Annotated in this window: 20 protein-coding genes; 16 read left to right on the forward strand and 4 right to left on the reverse strand. The window is 32.9% G+C overall.

The features are described 5' to 3' along the window. Positions 1 to 78: 78 nt before the first annotated feature. On the reverse strand, positions 79 to 1,506 hold the full coding sequence (hcp, locus tag DZ67_RS0109200) for a hydroxylamine reductase (protein WP_024788335.1): 1,428 nt from the start codon (positions 1,504 to 1,506) through the stop codon (positions 79 to 81). Between the two features lie 58 nt (positions 1,507 to 1,564). Between hcp and DZ67_RS10610 the strand changes: the two genes are divergently transcribed. The 4 genes from DZ67_RS10610 to DZ67_RS11125 are packed head-to-tail and all read left to right on the forward strand — an operon-like array spanning position 1,565 to position 3,006. Then, on the forward strand, positions 1,565 to 1,789 hold the full coding sequence (locus DZ67_RS10610) for a hypothetical protein (protein WP_156919599.1): 225 nt from the start codon (positions 1,565 to 1,567) through the stop codon (positions 1,787 to 1,789). Continuing rightward, positions 1,755 to 2,264 carry a DNA topoisomerase gene (locus DZ67_RS11115; protein WP_024788336.1) on the forward strand — a complete coding sequence of 170 codons (510 nt, stop codon included), beginning with the start codon at positions 1,755 to 1,757 and terminating at the stop codon, positions 2,262 to 2,264. The genes DZ67_RS10610 and DZ67_RS11115 overlap by 35 nt, the downstream gene beginning before the upstream one ends. Before the next feature lie 11 nt (positions 2,265 to 2,275). Further along, on the forward strand, positions 2,276 to 2,725 hold the full coding sequence (locus tag DZ67_RS11120; RefSeq protein WP_255327405.1) for a DNA topoisomerase: 450 nt from the start codon (positions 2,276 to 2,278) through the stop codon (positions 2,723 to 2,725). Further along, positions 2,710 to 3,006 carry a DNA topoisomerase gene (locus DZ67_RS11125; RefSeq protein ID WP_024788338.1) on the forward strand — a complete coding sequence of 99 codons (297 nt, stop codon included), beginning with the start codon at positions 2,710 to 2,712 and terminating at the stop codon, positions 3,004 to 3,006. The genes DZ67_RS11120 and DZ67_RS11125 overlap by 16 nt, the downstream gene beginning before the upstream one ends. A gap of 125 nt (positions 3,007 to 3,131) precedes the next feature. On the opposite strand, the gene DZ67_RS0109230 is transcribed toward DZ67_RS11125, so the two are convergent. Next, positions 3,132 to 4,454: a chloride channel protein gene (locus DZ67_RS0109230; RefSeq protein WP_024788339.1), complete on the reverse strand. Its 1,323-nt coding sequence runs from the start codon at positions 4,452 to 4,454 to the stop codon at positions 3,132 to 3,134. Further along, a complete protein-coding gene (locus DZ67_RS0109235; RefSeq protein WP_024788340.1) occupies positions 4,454 to 5,059 on the reverse strand; it encodes a sterol desaturase family protein in 606 nt (201 codons plus the stop codon). Before DZ67_RS0109235 ends, DZ67_RS0109230 begins: the two co-directional genes overlap by 1 nt. A gap of 327 nt (positions 5,060 to 5,386) precedes the next feature. Between DZ67_RS0109235 and DZ67_RS0109240 the strand changes: the two genes are divergently transcribed. From DZ67_RS0109240 to DZ67_RS0109250, 3 genes are all read left to right on the forward strand, one after another. Then, the gene (locus DZ67_RS0109240; RefSeq protein ID WP_024791057.1) at positions 5,387 to 6,028 is read left to right on the forward strand and encodes a phosphoribosyltransferase; all 642 of its coding nucleotides are present in this window, start codon (positions 5,387 to 5,389) and stop codon (positions 6,026 to 6,028) included. Between the two features lie 61 nt (positions 6,029 to 6,089). Continuing rightward, the gene (locus tag DZ67_RS0109245) at positions 6,090 to 6,503 is read left to right on the forward strand and encodes a rhodanese-like domain-containing protein (protein ID WP_024791058.1); all 414 of its coding nucleotides are present in this window, start codon (positions 6,090 to 6,092) and stop codon (positions 6,501 to 6,503) included. 63 nt (positions 6,504 to 6,566) lie between these two features. Further along, positions 6,567 to 7,448, forward strand: coding sequence for a DMT family transporter (locus DZ67_RS0109250; RefSeq protein ID WP_024791059.1), 882 nt, complete (start codon positions 6,567 to 6,569; stop codon positions 7,446 to 7,448). Between the two features lies 1 nt (position 7,449). On the opposite strand, the gene DZ67_RS0109255 is transcribed toward DZ67_RS0109250, so the two are convergent. Further along, entirely contained in the window at positions 7,450 to 8,652 is a 1,203-nt protein-coding gene (locus tag DZ67_RS0109255; protein ID WP_024791060.1) for an argininosuccinate synthase, read from the reverse strand. Positions 8,653 to 8,705: 53 nt separating this feature from the next. On the opposite strand from DZ67_RS0109255, the gene DZ67_RS0109260 reads away from it, so the two are divergent. From DZ67_RS0109260 to DZ67_RS0109300, 9 genes are all read left to right on the forward strand, one after another. After that, on the forward strand, positions 8,706 to 8,951 hold the full coding sequence (locus DZ67_RS0109260; protein ID WP_024791061.1) for an RNA-binding S4 domain-containing protein: 246 nt from the start codon (positions 8,706 to 8,708) through the stop codon (positions 8,949 to 8,951). Continuing rightward, positions 8,951 to 10,675 carry a proline--tRNA ligase gene (locus DZ67_RS0109265; protein WP_024791062.1) on the forward strand — a complete coding sequence of 575 codons (1,725 nt, stop codon included), beginning with the start codon at positions 8,951 to 8,953 and terminating at the stop codon, positions 10,673 to 10,675. Before DZ67_RS0109260 ends, DZ67_RS0109265 begins: the two co-directional genes overlap by 1 nt. Before the next feature lies 1 nt (position 10,676). Next, positions 10,677 to 11,096: an FxsA family protein gene (locus DZ67_RS0109270; protein ID WP_024791063.1), complete on the forward strand. Its 420-nt coding sequence runs from the start codon at positions 10,677 to 10,679 to the stop codon at positions 11,094 to 11,096. A gap of 132 nt (positions 11,097 to 11,228) precedes the next feature. Beyond that, on the forward strand, positions 11,229 to 14,711 hold the full coding sequence (locus tag DZ67_RS0109275) for a complex I subunit 5 family protein (RefSeq protein WP_024791064.1): 3,483 nt from the start codon (positions 11,229 to 11,231) through the stop codon (positions 14,709 to 14,711). After that, on the forward strand, positions 14,698 to 15,660 hold the full coding sequence (locus DZ67_RS0109280; protein WP_024791065.1) for a respiratory chain complex I subunit 1 family protein: 963 nt from the start codon (positions 14,698 to 14,700) through the stop codon (positions 15,658 to 15,660). Before DZ67_RS0109275 ends, DZ67_RS0109280 begins: the two co-directional genes overlap by 14 nt. Continuing rightward, positions 15,657 to 16,085 (forward strand): NADH-quinone oxidoreductase subunit B family protein, encoded by a 429-nt coding sequence (locus DZ67_RS0109285; RefSeq protein ID WP_024790417.1) that lies wholly within the window; start codon positions 15,657 to 15,659, stop codon positions 16,083 to 16,085. Before DZ67_RS0109280 ends, DZ67_RS0109285 begins: the two co-directional genes overlap by 4 nt. Further along, on the forward strand, positions 16,082 to 16,585 hold the full coding sequence (locus DZ67_RS0109290) for a 4Fe-4S dicluster domain-containing protein (protein WP_024791066.1): 504 nt from the start codon (positions 16,082 to 16,084) through the stop codon (positions 16,583 to 16,585). The genes DZ67_RS0109285 and DZ67_RS0109290 overlap by 4 nt, the downstream gene beginning before the upstream one ends. After that, entirely contained in the window at positions 16,582 to 17,097 is a 516-nt protein-coding gene (locus DZ67_RS0109295) for an NADH-quinone oxidoreductase subunit C (protein ID WP_024791067.1), read from the forward strand. Before DZ67_RS0109290 ends, DZ67_RS0109295 begins: the two co-directional genes overlap by 4 nt. Next, entirely contained in the window at positions 17,087 to 18,166 is a 1,080-nt protein-coding gene (locus tag DZ67_RS0109300) for a hydrogenase large subunit (protein WP_024791068.1), read from the forward strand. The genes DZ67_RS0109295 and DZ67_RS0109300 overlap by 11 nt, the downstream gene beginning before the upstream one ends. Positions 18,167 to 18,177 lie beyond the last annotated feature (11 nt).

Consider the following 18,177-nt stretch of genomic DNA (forward strand, 5'->3'; position numbering starts at 1 on the left):
AGATTAGATGATGCTTTAAAGTTATGATATAATTTCCCCAGCAGACACGGAATTATGAACGGTCTCGTAAAAAAAGAATTAAGAAGCTAATTCTTTTCCGAAGTCTTTGTGTATGTCTCCTGAAATAACTCCAAGATTGAAGTTTTGAACTAAGAAGTTTACTATATCTTCATTTGCAAATTGAGGAGCGTTTGGTCCGATATAAATATCTTTTACTCCAAGACTTAAAAGTGCAAGTAAAATAATAATCGCTTTTTGTTCCATCCACATTAGAGCAATTGAAACAGGTAACTCATTTACATCCTCAATTCCAAGGGCATTTGCTACTGTTAAGGCAATATGAACCGCACCGTTAGAATCATTACATTGTCCAAGGTCAATATATCTTGGAATATCAGTTCCAGGGACAGTTCCGAAATCTATATCGTTGAATCTGAATTTACCACAGCTTGATGTGATAATAATATGGTCTTTTGGAACGGCAAGAGCCAATTCTCTGAAATAGTTTCTTTTTCTTCCAGGTGCGTCACATCCGGCAATAACCCATACCCTTTTTAATTTTCCTTCTTTTATTGCGTCAAGAACTTTTGCCCCGTAACCTTCAAGAACAGTTTTATAATGATGACCTGTTACAATTTTTTCGTCGCTTTCGAATCCTGAAATATCAGGAAGACTTAAAGTCTGGTCAATCAATGGGTCAAAATTGTCATTTTCTATTTTTTTAGCACCTTCTATACCTGTAATTTTATATGTATAAAGTCTGTCAATATAATTTTTAACTTTTGGTGATTTTTCAGGCGGAACGATACAGTTTGTATTTACAACACAAGTTCCTTGCCATTTAGAAAATACATCAGTTTGGTCATACCATGCTTTTCCGATATTTCCTTTTAGGTTTTTGAATTTTTTAAGATGAGGATAACCGTGAGCTGGAAGCATTTCTGAATGGGTATAAACATTTATTTTATCACTGAGTCCTCTTTCTTCAATTCTTTTTAACAGTTTTTCAAGCATATCAAGATTATGGCCTGAAACTAAGATACCTTTTCCTTCTGCTTTATTTTGTGTAACTTCCACAGGTGTTGGAATTCCAAGTGCCTTTGTGTGCATATCACTTAATAAGTTCATAACTTTAACACCGGCATTTCCAACTTTCATAAGCTGTGCTATGTGCTCATCAAAATTAAAGTTAACATTTGTAAGTGTAAAATATAATGTTTCACTGTTTACATCATCAATTTCTTTTAATGTTTTTTTGGCGTCTTCATCTCCAACTTCCTGAACCAATTCATTAGCGTGTTCTCTGTATGCGCTAAGACCTTTTAGACCGTAAATCATCAGGTCTTGTAGTCTTGATTTTGTAGCAGTTTTACCACATACCCCTTTGCTTTCTCCATGGCTCCCGCATCCTCCAGGTGCACTCATTTCACATTGCCAACATAAAAATGGTAAATCGCAAGCTTGTTTTTTAGTTTCTTCTTTTTTTCCTCCGAATAATCCGAACATTTTGACTCCTTGTTTTATTTTTGTAATCCCATTGTAAAATATTTGTTAAATTAAATCATTGATTATAATCAATGATTTAAAAATTTTACATTGTTTGGTCTTGACATTTGGGGACAGTTTAACAAGCCGAAGAATCGTAGATGGTGTAAGTGTTTATGAAATTTTGCTAGAAGAGAGGATTTTGATAATTACTGCAAGTATAGGACACGACTTTGATTTGGAAAAAGAAAAAGGAAAATGGGGGGTGATTGAGAAATATATACCTGTTTTTAAGGTTTTATAATATATTAAAAGCTTTAAATTTAACTTCTTTTGAAGTCAATGAAGTGATAATTGCTACAGACTCGGACAGGGAAGGAGAAAAAATTGCATTTGATGTAATATTAAACAACAAACCGTATAATTTAAATATAAAAAGGGCCGAATTTCACGAAATTACAAAATATGCATTTGTTGAGGCTGTGAATAATTTAAGATATTATGATAAAAATTTAGTAGCCGCCCAGTTTGTAAGAAGAATTACTGACAGATGGATTGGTTTTAATCTCTCTTTGTGTTTTCAAGATTATTTACATAATGTTCATTTATCTGCCGGAAGAGTTCAAACCCCGGTACTTAATTGGATTTGTGAAAGGACGCAAAAATTAAAAGAAAAAACAAATGTTGTTATGGTGAAACCGAGTGATTTGACAGTTGAATGGGAATTTGAAGAAGAAAAAAAAGCAGAGGAATTTTTGAAAATATTCCTGACGAATTAGAAATTAAGCTGATTAAAAGCGAAAAAGAGAGTCTTTTTGAAAAACCTTTCAATACTTCCACTCTTTTAAAAGAAGCGTCTTCTAAACTTCATTTTTTGCCTCAATATACAATGAAACTGGCTCAGGATCTTTTTGAAAACGGATTTATTACATATCACAGGACGGATAGTTTTAGAATTTCTAATATAGGTAAATCAATAGCGAAAGAATATATAAAAGAGAATTTTGGAGAAAATTTTGTTAAATTAAGAAGTTTTGAAAGTGCAGGGGCTCATGAAGCCATAAGGGCTACCACTCCTATGGATATGGAAGAGATTAAAGGTTTTTTAATGTTTAAAAATATAAATCTTTCTTATAACCATTTAAGATTATATGATTTGATTTTTAGAAAATTTATTGCTTCCCAGATGAAAGAAGCCATATTAAAAAAGATACTTTTAAAATTTTGGATAAAGAAATAGAAATTATTACAGGAATTTTGGAAGACGGGTTTAATCTGGTTTATCCGGTTAAAATTTATGAATTAAAAGAGGGAAAATACAATATTCAAAAAAATATTGTGAAAAAAAGCAAATTTTCTCCTTATACATATGCGGAAATTATTGATGAAATGAAGAATAAAGGAATAGGGAGACCGTCTACATATGCCGTTACAATAGAAAAACTGCTTACAAGAAAATATATAACGGAAAAAAAAGGATTTTTGTTTGCCACGAAGTTGGATTTAGGGTTTTGGATTTAATAAAAAAACATCCTTTATATAAATTTGTTAGTGAAAATTATACAAAAGATCTTGGAAATATTATGGATTTAGTGGAAAACGGTAAAAAAGATTATAAAAAAGAACTAATTAAATTATATAATGAGTTATTTGTGCGTTAATGTATTAAAATCTATATTTATAGTATTGAATTTTTTAAGATTAAAATTTAATTTTGTAAGATATGAAATAATGGCAACACTAAATCCCGTTGCTATAACCACATTGTAATCATTTGTTATTTCAAGAGATAATACTATTGAAGTTAGCGGTAATTTCATAATTACCCCCATAAAAACGGCAGAGCCTATTGCCGCAAAATAAAACGGCTCAAGTCCTATTCCTACATGTAAATACTGTAAAATTAGACCGAACAGATAACCGCTGAGAGCACCTATACTCATTAGCGGGACAAACATTCCTCCAATAGCGTTTGAATAGATGGAAAAAGTAGTTGCTATTATTCTTAATAATAAGATTTCTAAAATAAATAAGATATTTAAATTTTCATTATTTATTAGAAGTGAAACTATTTTATGACCGGTAAATCCTGCATAAGGGGAAATTATTAAAATAGTTGCAATTACGCTTCCTCCGATAATAGCAAAAATTAAATCTTTATATTTCCTAAAAATATTGAAAAGCTTTAAATGCATAAAATAGAGTATTTTATCTTGGATAAACAGATAAAAATAAATTAATAAAGTCATATAAGGTATAAATAATGCGGTAACATATACATATTTAAAATTAATCATTCTACCCGCTGAATATATGAAAGTAAAAGGCTGTAAAAATATTAAAGCAATGCTGAAAGCACTCAGGCTGCCTACTATAATAAAGGTGATATAACTTTTTATAAAATTATAAGCAATGCTTTCAATGGCGAAAGCAATACCTGTTATAGGTGATACGAATATAGCTGCGATTCCGCTGCTTGCACCTATACTTATCATTGGTTTAAGCAGTGTTTCCGGAAATTTAAAAAGTGAATGAATTTTATATCCTATCATTGCACCGATTTCCGCAGAAGGGCCTTCTGTTCCCATGGCAAATCCGCTTCCTATCGATAATGCTGAAGCAATTATTTTTAATAAAAGCGTTTTTATGGTAATCATCTCTTTTTTTTCGGTTACTATTTGCGCTATTTGTTCAACTCCGTATTCTTTAACATTTTTATCTTTATAGATTATGAAATTTACAATTAAAATTGATAAAATAGTTATTAGATAAATATACCATTTTGGCCATGTGGAAATAGTAAAAATAGGATTTGAACCGAAAAAGATTTTTGAAATATATTCCATTATATAATAATAAAAAACAATAAAAAATCCGCTTATAAGCCCTGTAATAATGGAAGCTAATAGAAAATCTCTTATTAAAGATATTTTATTAGTAATTTTTTTAAAAAAATCACTAAAAAGCATTAATTTTTTTTCTTAATTCTTTTTAATTTTTCAATCCCTTTTAAATCGTCTTGACTCCATTGATAATACGTCCCAAAAACCCTGTCCCAAAAATCAGTTGTAACGCCATGATTCATTTTAGGCTTTTTATGATGGACAAAATGAAATTCCTGCATATATCTCCAGTATTTGCTTGCAAATTCGCGTCTGTGCATTATATGATGCATTATTCCGTAATTAAAATATCCAAGAGCAAGTCCCCCAACTATTGCTAAAGCATCTCCTAAAGGCATAAAAAAGTGAAACAGCCATGCAAAAATAGAGGCAATAACCGCACTCATAAAAAACGGCATGGCATCATAACTGAATGGGTTTTGATGATGATGTGCATGTCCTTCAACAAATACTTCTATCGATTTTTTCCCGTGAAACAGCCAGGCATGAACGGCGTATTCCAAAAATGTAAAAAATATAACCCCTACAACAAATAAAGCAACACTGCCCCATACATCGTCTGAATAATATATTGCCAATATTAAAAAAACTATACCAGTTAAACAGTCTGTTGCCAGGCTTAAATAATAATTCCATTTGCTCTGGGTTATTTTTAAAATAAAGTCTTTCATTTTTTCTCCTTAATATTAATATTAATTAATAATTATTATTAAAATTTATTATAACATAAAATTAAAGAAATGTTGGCACTGACTAAATAACGGAAAAGTAAAAATATGACAGCGTAGCGGAATTTAGCGAAAATTTTGCGTTTAAAAAATTGCATTTAACCCGTTAGGGCTGCGTAGCTGTTTGCAATTTTTAGCAAAATTTGAGCGGTGCGTTAGCAAAATGAAGCTCTCAGCTGTCATATTTTTATCTTTGTAGTTATTTTTGTATATTATTACCATTTAGTCAGTGCCGAAATGTTTGATATAATTATAATAAAAAGGGTTTTAATGTTTAAAAATAGAGTTGAAGCAGGAAAACTTCTGGCAAAAGAAATTAAAAAATTAAAAGAAGAAGGTTTAATAACAGATCCGGTAGTGGTAGCGCTTCCAAGAGGAGGAATCCCTGTGGCGGCAGAAATTGCAAAGGAGATAAACGCCCCTTTTGATATTTTATTTGTAAAAAAAATACCGGCCCCAGGAAATGCGGAATTTGCTATTGGAAGTGTCAGTGAAAACGGATTGGTTTTTATAAATAAAGATGTGGCTGAAAAACTTGGTATAAGCGATAGTTATATTCAGCAAATTGCAATGGAAAAAATCCAGGAAATTGCCAAATTAAGAGAAAAATATAAAATCGAGCCGAAACTTCTTGAAGGAAAAGATGTAATATTGGTGGATGACGGAGTGGCCACGGGGGCCAGTATGTATCTGGCTGCACAAAGTATAGTCAGAGATTATCCTAAAAGTGTAATTATTGCCGCCCCTGTGGCTCCAAGAGATGAAGAAGTGGAAAATATGTTAAAAAGTGTTTCGCACAAATTAATAATTCTTGAAAAACCGGAACTTTTTATGAGTGTCGGCAGATGGTATGAAGATTTTCATCAATTGAGTGATGAAGAAGTTATTAATATTTTGTCTCAATTTAAATAACTTGACAAATTCAAGATTTTTTAGTTATAATAAATAAAATATATTAAAAAAGGAGGGTAAAATGGCAAAATTAACACCATTTGAACAAGAAGCGGTAGAAAGATTTAAAGAAGCTATTGAACTTAATAAAGAAAAACCAGGTTTAGGAAATGTAGATATAGAAAAAGCAAGAGATCTTATTAAAGATGCCGGTGCAGTTGTACTTGATGTGACTTTACCTAATTTAGTAGAGGGTGAAAATGCAGAAGAGGCTGGAATTCCTTCGTCTTATTACACACCATATACTGAATTTACAGACTATATAGATGAATTGCCTGAAGATAAAACCCAACCTGTTTTGGTGGTTTGCAGGAAAGCATTTTTTGCAAACAGGGTAAAAGGGCTTTTAGACGTTCTTGGATATAAAAATGTTTATGTATTGGCAGATGATGTTAAATATTTAGTTGAAGCTCATAAAGCTCACACCGAAGGTTAATTCCTTCTTTTTCTTCTAAATTAACTCAAAATATATTATACTTTCTTCAAAAAACGGATATTAATGAAAAATCTATCTTTAATGTTGTATTTGGCAATGTTTGCATGGGGCAGTAACTGGGTCAGTGCTAAAATTTTAATGGATTATTTTAATGCATATGAATTAATTTTTTGGAGATTTTTTATTGCAGCATTTGGGCTTTTTTTTGTGATTATTTACATGAAAATATCTTTTAAAATAGACAAAAGAGAAATTTTTTATTCATTTATTTGTTCAATAGTGCTTTGTTTATATAATTATTTTTTCTTTTTAGGGGACCATTTTGGAAATGCTTCATTAGGCGGAGTTTTAGTAACCACTTTAAATCCAGTTTTAACATTTTTTGCACTCGCCATGATTGCTAAAAAAGCTTTAAAAAAAAGTGAATTATTAGCTTTAATTTTAGGAGTTTTTGGTTCGTTTTTAATAATAAAAATCTGGAGATTCAATTTAAATGATAAAGGGATAGTATACTTTTTATTGGCAACAGTTACGTGGGTAATACTCACTATAGTCAGTTCAAAAATAAAAAAAGAAAATTCATTGGTGTTTAGTTTTTTAATGTTTTTATTTTCTACTGTTTTTATATATTTAACTTTTTTAAAATTAAAAATACCAAGACTTGATATTGATTTAAAAGGATGGGTTAACCTGCTTTCTTTATCTGTATTTGGAACAACATTTGCAACTGCGGCTTATTTTTATGCAAGCAGTGTAATTGGTGGTAAGAGAGCTAGTGCATATATATTTCTGGTTCCGTTTAGTGCTGTGATTTTATCATGGATATTTTTAAAAGAGAAAATTGATATATTTGTGATAATAGGGGGAATAATCAGTTTAACAGGGGTTTATATTTTAAACGGATACTCTTTAGAAGATGTAAAAGCACTCCTAAAAAGGAGTTAAATTATTTTTTATTTCTTATATAACCTTCGATAATAAATCTTAAAGCATTTAATTTAATAAATCCTGCAGCATCTTTTTGATTATATACGCTGTCTTCTTCAAATGTTGCAAATTCAGGGCTAAACAGTGAATATGGTGATTTTCTGCCGACTACGTATACATTTCCTTTATATAGTTTTAGTCTTACGGTTCCGGTTGCATTTCTTTGGGTTTCATCAATTAGTTTTTGAAGAGCTTTTCTCTCAGGAGCAAACCAAAAACCGTTATAAATAAGTTCTGCGTATTTTGGCATTATTTCATCTTTTAAATGAGCCTCACCCTTGTCAAGTGTAATAGATTCAATAGCTCTGTGTGCTTTAAGCAGGATTGTTCCTCCCGGAGTTTCATAACAGCCTCTGCTTTTCATTCCCACAAATCTGTTTTCCACTATATCAATTCTTCCAATTCCGTGTTTTTTACCAAATTCGTTTAATGTTTCAAGAATTTTTGCCGGTGTCATTTGTTTACTATTTATTGCGACAGCGTCACCTTTTTCAAAATCAATTTCAATATATTCAGCCTTTTCAGGAGCATTTTCAGGAGAGTTTGTCCATCTCCACATATCTTCTTCAGGTTCAGCCCAAGGGTCTTCCAAAATTCCGCCTTCGTATGAAATATGAAGCATATTTGCATCCATTGAATAAGGAGATTTTTTTCCGTGCCTCTCAATTGGAATACCGTGGGTTTTAGCATATGCCAGTAATTTTTCCCTACTGTTTAAATCCCATTCTCTCCAAGGGGCAATAACTTTGATATCAGGTTTTAGGGCATAATATCCAAGCTCAAATCTTACCTGATCGTTTCCTTTTCCTGTTGCACCGTGGGCAACCGCTTCAGCTCCTACCTGATTTGCTATTTCAATCTGTCTTTTTGCAATAAGAGGTCTTGCAATTGAAGTTCCAAGCAGATATTCCCCTTCATAAATTGAATTAGCTCTGAACATAGGAAATACATAATCTCTTACAAATTCTTCCCTTAAGTCTTCAATAAAAATATTTTCCGGTTTTACCCCTAGTTTAATTGCTTTTTCTCTGGCAATTTCCACTTCTTCACCTTGTCCTATATCGGCTGTGAATGTTACAACCTCAGCATTATATTTATCTTGCAGCCATTTTAAAATTACGCTTGTATCAAGTCCTCCTGAATATGCCAAAACAACTTTCATAAATATCCTTTTTTATTGCAATTATAGTATAATTTGACTAAAAAAGGGATAGTTTGAGAATTGATAAATTTTTGAATTCCGTCAATATTGTAAAAAGACGAAGCACGGCAGATGAAATGTGCAAAGAGGGAGTTGTTTTTGTTAACGGTAAAAAAGCAAAATCAAGTAAAGATGTGAAAATAGGGGACAAAATAGAAATTCACTATTTAAGCGGAATAAAAAAATTTGAAGTATTGAAATTACCCGAGAGCAAAACAATTCCAAAAAGCAAAAAAAATGAATATGTTAAGGAGATATAATGAGATGGAGTAGATTCTTTTTATATACACTTAAAGAAACGCCAAAAGATGCGCTAACCCCAAGTCATATTTATTTAATAAGAGGCGGATATATCAAGCAGGTTGCAGCAGGGATTTATGATTTTACCCCTATTGGAAAAATGGTACTTGATAATATAAGAGCTATTATAAAAGAAGAGATGGACAAAGCCGGGGCTCAGGAGGTAATACTGAGTTTTGTAACACCTTATGAACTGTGGGAAGAGACAGGAAGGGCTAAAAAATACGGCGATGAACTGCTAAGAATTGAAGATAGGAAAGGTCAAAAATTTGTTCTCTCACCTACAAATGAAGAGAGTGTTGTTGATTTGGTAAGGAGCTTCATAAAAAGTTATAAACAGCTTCCTGTTAATTTGTATCAGATAAATTTAAAATTCAGAGATGAGGCAAGACCTAGATTTGGGCTTTTAAGAGGAAGGGAATTTATAATGAAGGATGCTTATTCATTTCATTCAAGCAGGGATGATTTGGATAGGGAATTTAATTTAATGCAGGAAACTTATGAAAAAATTTTCACAAGATTGGGACTTGATTTCAGGGTGGTTGAGGCAGACAGCGGTGCAATTGGAGGTACCGGAAGCCGTGAATTTATGGTTCTTGCAAATACAGGCGAAGATGATATTGTGGTTTGCAGTGAGTGTAATTATGCAGCAAATATTGAAGTTGCCAAAAGAAAACATATTAAAAAAGAGAATCCGATAAAAACTGAGGAAATTGAAGAAATCCATACCCCAGATATTAAAACAATAGATGAGGTAAGTGAATTTAGTGGAATAGATAAAGATTTTATTATAAAAGCGGTTGTTAAAAAAGCAGTCTTTGAAACTAATGAAGAAATAGTGGTGTTTTTCCTAAGAGGAAGTGACGAACTTGAAGAGACAAAAGCAAAAAATGCGATTGGAGCGATTGATTTAGTTGATGCAAGCGAAGAAGAAATAGAGAGTGCTGGATTGGTTCCAGGTTTTATAGGTCCTTTTGGACTTCCAGGTAATATAAAATATGTAATTGATGATGATTTAAGAGGGGCAGAAGAATTGGTATGCGGTGCAAATAAAAAAGATTATCACATAAAAGGCGCGGGGCTTCTTGATGCAAATCTGCTTGGAAATTTGACTATTTACAGAGACATAGCAAAAGTTAAAGTTGGAGATTTGTGTCCAAAATGCGGTGCACCTCTTAAAATTACAAAAGGTATAGAAGTAGGGCATATTTTTAAACTGGGTACTGCTTATAGCGAAAAAATGAACGCAACATTTCTTGATGAAAACGGAAAAGCCAAACCTTTTGTTATGGGATGCTATGGAATTGGGGTCAGCAGACTTATAGCTGCTGCAATAGAGCAAAACCACGATGATAAAGGAATCATCTGGCCAAAAGAGATAGCTCCTTTTGTTGTTGATATTCTTGTAGGGGATGTTAAGAAAACAGACCAATTTGAGTTTGCGGAGAGTCTTTATGAAAATTTGACAAATGCCGGAATTAAAACAATACTTGATGACAGGGCTGAGAGATTTGGTCCAAAAATAGCGGATTTTGAGCTTGTAGGTTTTCCTGTCGGGGTAATTGTCGGTAAGAAACTTAAAGACGGTAAAGTAGAGATAAGGGATAGAAAAACAGGTAAAAAATTTGAAGTAAATGCAAATGAAGTATTCGAAAAAATTATGGAAATTATAAACAAGGGCTGATATGGGACTCATATATTTTTTAATGTATCTTTTTTTAGAAATCCTTTTTTCTTATGAATTTATGAGGGTTTTTACTCCATTAGGATTTTTCTTGGAAATTCTGTTAACCGCCGGAGCCGGTGTTTATATACTACAAACTCTTGATTTGTCACTAAGCACCAATATGCATAAATTAATGAAAAGGAAAATTACTCAGGAAGAATTTTTATCTATCGGGCTTTTTAAATTAATCGGGGCTGTTTTACTTGTAATACCCGGATTTTTCAGTGATATTGTAGGTATTTTGTTTCTGTTTGAGCCGTTTGCAAGAATATTTGCAAAAAAACTTTTTCCTCGAAATGATTTTTATCATAAAACCTATAAAAATGATGATGATATAATTGATGTAGAAATAATAGAGGAAATTCCTAAAAAGGACTAATCCACTCTTTTACTCCTTTTGTGTGTAGAAAATAAACACTCATTCATTAATTTTTCTTATAATTCTCAAAATATTTAATAAAAATTAAATTTATGTTTAAATTATGAATAATTAATCATTAAAGGAGCAGGAGTGGAAGGCGTAATTTTTTTATTTTTACTTATAATTTTCTCACTCAAGGTTTTTGCTTTGATAAACAGGGAAAATGTAAAAAATTCGTTTATTATTGCAAGCGGTGCTGAAATTTTGTATTTAGGTGTTGCTCTTCTTGGCAGCAGTGCGTTAAGCGCTGTGATTTTGCATCTTGAATATCAGTTTGTATTCAGGATTTTGGCTTTTTTAATGCTGTTTGAATTTTTCAGGTATAAAAATTCGTTTAAACTGAGCGATTTGGCAGGTGTGGGATTTAATAAATGGGGTGTAATTTTCGGTTTTTCAATATTTGGAAGTCTCGGAATTTCATTAATTACATCAAAACAGTTAATTTTAAATTCTATCACAGCTTCAGGAATGTTTGAACTCGGATATTTGATTGTGGCAATCAATATTGTTCAGGCTGTTTATTTAATTTCTATTTTTGAAACAATTGTATTTAAAAAAGGCGAAAGTTTAAAAAACGTAACTAATAAATTGCTTATTTCAATTTTTACGATTGCCGGAATTTTGGTGTTTTTACTTCCGCAGATTTATTTAATACTGCCGGGAAAATTCAGTAATATCAATGCTTACCATATATCATTCGGATTTAATTATCACGGAATAAATGGTATTTTTGCATTGGTGTTTGCTTTTATAATGGCAATGGTTTTTATTTATTCAATAGATTACATAAAAAAATATAAATCTTTTTATTATACTTTTTTAGGACTTTTAACGCTTGCTTTGATAGAAATACCTTTAAGCAGCAGTTTTGAGAGTTTTTATCTTTTTTGGGAGAGTATGACAATAACTTCATATTTATTAATTATGCACTCAAGAAGTGACGAATCAATAAAAGCTGCAAAACTTTATTTTGTTATGTGTATTGCGGGGGCATATTTCTTGCAGTTAGCGTTTTCGCATTATTATTCTTTGGGAATAGAAAATTTTATTGAAATAAAAAGTGTTTCATTAACGGTTGCTATATTAATGCTTATAGGATTTGGGGTAAAAGCGGGTATTGTACCGATTCATCAATGGCTTCCTGTTGCCCATCCGGCAGCACCAAGCAGTATTTCAGCCCCTCTTTCAGGTATTTTAACAAAAGCCGGGATTTTCGGAATTATTGTTTTGGTTTATGTTATAGGATTTCAAAACAAAATTTTTTCTTATTTATTGATAACAATAGGTTTGATAACTCTTTTTTACGGAGAAATTAAAACACTTTATGAAAAAGATATAAAAAGACTTTTTGCTTATTCTACTATTGGTCAAATAGGGGAAATAGTTACTGTTTTGGGGCTTATGAGCAGTGCTGCTTTGAGCGGTGCAATTTATCATGTAATAAATCACGCAGTTGTTAAAGATTTATTGTTTTTAAGTGCGGGATTATTGATTTTGAGTGCCGGAAGCAGAAATCTTGAAGATTTAAAAGGGATAGGAAAAAAACTGCCCCTTTTGGCTTTTCCTTTAGGAGTTGGTGTTTTTGCCTTAAGTGCTTTTCCTCCGTTTGGAAATTTTAATTCAAAATTTTTAATGATATATGCCGCTATGAAACAAAGTAATTATATTGTTGCATTTTCACTTGTAATCGGGGGGCTCATAGGGTTTATTGCAATGCTCAGGGTGTTTAGATATATATTTTTAATGAATCCGCAAAGAGAATTTTCAGATGTTAAGGGAATAAAAGTAGCAGCTGTATATATTTTGGCTTTTGTTTCATTGCTGCTTGGAATTTTTCCTCAAAGCGTTATTGATTTTATAGTAGCGGCCATAAATTCTACATTAAAAATAAATGTTAATTTGCCACATTTCACATTAGAGTTTCCAATAAGTGTTTTGATTATGATAATTGGTGCGATAGTTGTTTATCTGTTTGGAAAAACAAGTAAAACAGCAGGAATTACCGCCGCTTCTTTTTCATTTTTGGCACTTTTAACTGTGTTTGCAGATAAATTCAGTTTTGGCAGCTTTTTTGCAGATCTTGTTTTGTTTATGGCTGTAATGAATTTTCTTTTTGCTACGAGGTATATGGATCATTCCCATAAGCCTTACAGATTTTTTGCCAATTTTATGATAATGATAGTCGGGATTTTAGGTGTGGCTCTCAGCAAAAATATTTATTCAATGTTTTTTTACTGGGAAATAATGGGCGGATGGGCCTTATATATAGCCCTTGTTCATGAGGCAGATTCATTTTCGATTCAGGAAGCCACAAAATATCTGCTTTATAATTTTACTGGTGCTGGTATAATAATGATAGGTTTAAGTGTTACAATGCAGTATGGAAATGTTATTGATATAATAAAACATATTCCTTTAACAAATGAAGTTATTTTTGCCTTAGTTTTATTAACTATAGGCTTTTTGGCAAAAGCTGCACAACTTCCTTTCAGAATAGATTATCAAATGCACCCAAAACCTGCCCCGACTCCTATAAGCGGATATATTTCTTCTGTTATGTTAAAAACAGGTCCGTTTATGTTTGTAATGGTTATCTATTTGGCTGCAGCCGGTATAAGCGCTTCTAAATTATTTGTAATAGAAGATATAGGACATTTTGCAGCTGTTGTGGGTGTGATTACCATTATTATGGGGGCAAGCTTCGGACTGCTTACCAATTCAATGAAAAGACTTTTAATTTTCTTAACAGTAGGTGAGATAGGTTATATTTTTGCCGGTGTTTCTTTATTGACCTCCCAGGGACTTGCCGGAGGGCTTTTGCATTTAATAAACCATATGTTTTTTAAAGATTTGCTGTTTTTAAGTGCTGGGGCTATTTTTTATAAGACCGGAATAGATTCGTTAAATGACCTCGGAGGAATTGCAAGAAAAATGCCTATTACTTTTGCAGTGTTTGTGATTGCTGTGTTTTCGACGGCAGGTGTGCCTATGTTCAGCGGTTTTGTATCAAAATGGATAATATATCACGCCTTAATGTCAAAAGGATATGACTTTTTGGCTGTTTTGACAATTTTAGGAAGTGTGATGATTTTATTGGTGTTTGTAAAATTTATGCACAGCGCATATTTTGGAAAAGTAGATAAAAAATTCGAAAATATAAAAGAAGTGGACTGGTATATGAGCCTTTCTATGATAATTCTGGCCGTTTTGAATATTGTTTTGGGAATATTCCCCTATATTGCATTAAAACCTATAAATTTAATTATCCAAAATTTTGGATACAAACCTGTATGCATCACGCTAAGTTCTGTCTGTATGGGCGGAGATGTACTTAATTTATTGACACTTTCCATTTATATATTATTAGCCGTTATAATAGCTTATTTAATGTTTACTTATAATAAAAAAATCAGAAAAACACATATATTTCTATCAGGTGTGAGGGATTTAAGCGACAGGGAACTTCATATCAATGCCAAAAACTTTTATGAAAGTGTCACTGAACTTATAAATGCGATTATTTATATCGTTAAAAAAATATTCGGATTGAAAGGAGGCTATGTTGAGCGCTAATATTATTCATTTTTTAATTTTTCCGGGAGGTTTGTTTGCCCTTTGTTTAGGAGTTTTTATGCTTTCACTCGAGCGAATTGTGGTTGCAAGGCTTCAGGGAAGAATAGGACCTCCTGTTTATCAAAATTTTATTGATGTTATCAAACTTTTTAATAAAGAAATTTTGGTTCCAAAAGATTCAAAAGAGGCTGTTTTTATTTATGCCCCTTTAATAGGGTTTGCCGGAATATTTGCAATGCTTTATTTTGTACCAATTCCGGGTGTATATGAAGGAACAAATGTAAACAGTGATTTAATTGTGCTTATATATGTAATGGCGCTTCCGGCCATTGCTCATATATTAGGAGGCGGTGCATCAAGTTCTCCTTATGCCGCCATAGCGGTAAACAGAGAACTTAAATTGATGCTTGTGTATGAAATGGTTTTTGTAATAATTTCTTTCAGTATTGCCATTTATGTAGGGGGAGGGGATGTTGTTTTTTCACTTAAAAAAATAATGGAATATCAGCAGCTTCACGGAAGTTTTTTGTTTGACTGGAAATTCTGGCCAGCAGTGATTGCTTTTATAATTTTTGTATTGGCGACCCTCGAGCTGCCTCCGTTTCAGATTGCCCATCATAATGACGCCGATGTAATGGACGGATTTCTGATAGAACACAGTTCAATTCCTCTGGCTATTTACGAAATGACTGATGCAATGAAAATAGTGTTGCTCAGCATAGTTTTTCAAATATTTTTCTTTCCTGTCGCCATAACCGACGATATCGTTATAAATTTAATCTGGTTTGTTTTAAAAACAGTTGTGTTTGTTATGTTTTTTTCTGTTTTGCATGCAACTTTGCCTAGTTTCAGGATTGATCAGGGATTTAAATTTTTACTTACCGTGCCGACTACACTGGCACTTATTACATTAATATTGGTAATTTTGTCTGTAAAAGGATTAATATGAGTATTATTACAAGAAGTCCTTTTTTATTCAGGATAAATACAGGAAGCTGCAACGGATGTGATGTTGAACTTGCCACAACGGCTATGATTCCAAGATATGATGTGGAAAGACTTGGATGCAGATATACTGGTAGCCCAAAACATGCGGATATACTGCTTGTTACCGGCCCTATAACTGCAAGAAGTAAACCTTATTTAATTGAGGTGCTGGATGAGTTGCCAAATCCTTTTGTGGTGGTTGCTGTTGGAACGTGTCCTACAAGCTGCGGGATTTTCAGGGATTCTTATTCCATAGAGGGACCGCTTGATAAATATGTAAAAGTTGATGTAAATGTGCCGGGATGTCCCCCAAGACCTCAGGCTATTATTGACGGTGTTGCAAAAGCACTTGAAATTTGGAAAGAAAGAATAAGGAATCAAAAATGAGCGGATTTTTAAAAATTGCAATAAGGAATTTGTTAAAAGGCCCTGTAACAGACCCGTATCCTTTCGGAGATACATTTATACCGGATAAGTTAAGAGGTAAATTAAAAGTGGATGTCAAAGCCTGTACCGCCTGCGGGACTTGTGAGGAAGTGTGTCCATCAGGTGCCATACATATAACAAAAAATGAAAATGCATATGTTCATACCACCTGGTATAACACCTGCTGTTTTTGCGGAAACTGTGAGTTTTTCTGTCCGACAGGGGCTATAAAACTTACAAATGATTTTCATACGGCAAATACTGAAGAAGAAAAATACCTTTTTACCACTGTGGCCGTGATTAGTGAAATTAAATGTGAAAGCTGCGGCAGAATGTTTGTGCCTGCAAGCGAAGAATTATTAAAAAGAGCGTACCCCGATGTAGAAGACACAATAAAAAAAATAACAAAACTATGCCCTGAATGCAGAAGAAAAGAGGCGTTTGAAAGGCTTTATAAATGAAAGAAACATTGAAACAAAAAGTAATTACCGAATTAAAAGAGAGAATTACGGGTGAATATTCTTTAAGAGAAGAAACAGATGCAAAAGGAAATATACAAATCTGGCTTAAACTTTTCAACAGAAAGGATATTTTGCATGTTGCACAGGTTATTAAGGATTTCGGCGGAAGATGTGTAATTATAAGCGCATATAAAAAAGACGACCATCACGTACTTGTGTATCATCTGGATATTGACGGAATGCTTATTAATGTGGAAGTGGAATTATTTGATGATACAGTTGATTCAATAACCCCTATTCTAAACAGTGCAAACTGGACGGAAAGGGAATTTAAAGAAATGTTTGGAATAAATCTTGTAGGTCATCCAAATCCAAAAAGACTGTTTCTTGATGAAAGTATAGCTGAGGGGATACTCGGGGAATATATGCCTTTGTCTCAGGCAATGAACGGGGCGGCGACTTGTTGTATGTGGGAAAAAATAGAAAGTGAAAGGGAAAAGCATGAGCACTAAAATACCTATAGGCCCTTTTCACATAGGACTGGAAGAGCCTATTTATTTTAAAATAGATTTAGAAGGTGAAACGGTTAAAGATGTAGATATGATAAACGGTTTTGTCCACAGGGGTATAGAATATCTTGCAATGCAGAAAAATTTTTTTCAAAATTTAATTCTTACAGAAAGGGTCTGTTCACTTTGTTCTAACAATCATCCTTTTACTTATGTAATGGCGGTGGAAAAAATTGCCGGTATTGAAGTCAGTAAAAGGGCGAATTATTTAAGGGTTGTGGCGGATGAAGTAAAAAGAATAGCATCGCATATGTTCAATTTAAGTATGCTTGCCCATTTGGTCGGTTTTCATTCTTTAATGACACAGACAATGGAAGCCAGGGAAATTATGCAGGATATCAAAGAATCAATCTGGGGTAACAGAATGGATATGAGCGCAAATACACTTGGAGGTGTTAAATATGACCTCGATGAAGGCCAGATTGAATATATTTTAAGAAGACTTGATGAACTTGAACCTCAGGTGGATGAATTAATGGATATTTATTTTAATCATAAAATTGTAAAAGCAAGGACTGTGGGAGTCGGTGTTTTACCAAAAGAGGATGCTTTGCGTTTAGGTGTTACAGGACCGACTGCCAGGGGAAGCGGTGTTAATAATGACATTAGGGCAAAAGCCCCGTATGCCGCTTATGACGAATTGAAGGTAAATGTTATGTTGGAAGAGAGCGGAGATGTGCATGCAAGGACAAAAGTCAGATGGAGGGAAATAAAAGAATCAATAAGGCTTGTAAGAGAAGCTGTTACTAAATTACCAGAAGGTCCTGTTGTACTTGATAAAAGACCTCATATTCCTGCCGGCGAAGCAGTAACAAGAACCGAAGCCCCGAGGGGAGAACTTATATATTATCTTAAAGCCGATGGAAGGCAAAAACCCGAAAGGATGAGATGGAGGGTGCCTACATATATGAACTGGGAAGCTCTCAGGGTGATGATTCCGGGCAATAAATTAAGTGATGTTGCTGTAATTTTCAACAGTATCGACCCTTGTATTTCATGTACAGAAAGATAAAATAAAAAGGA

Origin of the sequence: Lebetimonas sp. JS138, assembly GCF_000523335.1 — a bacterium.
In the GTDB taxonomy this organism is placed as follows: domain Bacteria; phylum Campylobacterota; class Campylobacteria; order Campylobacterales; family Nautiliaceae; genus Lebetimonas.

Coding starts and splice junctions, on each gene's coding strand:
- DZ67_RS0109265 (WP_024791062.1), top strand. CDS start 8,951: ATGAGATGGAGTAGATTCTTTTTATATACACTTAAAGAAACGCCAAAA.
- DZ67_RS0109270 (WP_024791063.1), top strand. CDS start 10,677: ATGGGACTCATATATTTTTTAATGTATCTTTTTTTAGAAATCCTTTTT.
- DZ67_RS0109285 (WP_024790417.1), top strand. CDS start 15,657: ATGAGTATTATTACAAGAAGTCCTTTTTTATTCAGGATAAATACAGGA.
- DZ67_RS0109300 (WP_024791068.1), top strand. CDS start 17,087: ATGAGCACTAAAATACCTATAGGCCCTTTTCACATAGGACTGGAAGAG.
- DZ67_RS0109245 (WP_024791058.1), top strand. CDS start 6,090: ATGGCAAAATTAACACCATTTGAACAAGAAGCGGTAGAAAGATTTAAA.
- DZ67_RS0109295 (WP_024791067.1), top strand. CDS start 16,582: ATGAAAGAAACATTGAAACAAAAAGTAATTACCGAATTAAAAGAGAGA.
- DZ67_RS0109250 (WP_024791059.1), top strand. CDS start 6,567: ATGAAAAATCTATCTTTAATGTTGTATTTGGCAATGTTTGCATGGGGC.
- hcp (WP_024788335.1), bottom strand. CDS start 1,506: ATGTTCGGATTATTCGGAGGAAAAAAAGAAGAAACTAAAAAACAAGCT.
- DZ67_RS0109240 (WP_024791057.1), top strand. CDS start 5,387: ATGTTTAAAAATAGAGTTGAAGCAGGAAAACTTCTGGCAAAAGAAATT.
- DZ67_RS0109230 (WP_024788339.1), bottom strand. CDS start 4,454: ATGCTTTTTAGTGATTTTTTTAAAAAAATTACTAATAAAATATCTTTA.
- DZ67_RS0109235 (WP_024788340.1), bottom strand. CDS start 5,059: ATGAAAGACTTTATTTTAAAAATAACCCAGAGCAAATGGAATTATTAT.
- DZ67_RS0109290 (WP_024791066.1), top strand. CDS start 16,082: ATGAGCGGATTTTTAAAAATTGCAATAAGGAATTTGTTAAAAGGCCCT.
- DZ67_RS0109255 (WP_024791060.1), bottom strand. CDS start 8,652: ATGAAAGTTGTTTTGGCATATTCAGGAGGACTTGATACAAGCGTAATT.
- DZ67_RS0109280 (WP_024791065.1), top strand. CDS start 14,698: ATGTTGAGCGCTAATATTATTCATTTTTTAATTTTTCCGGGAGGTTTG.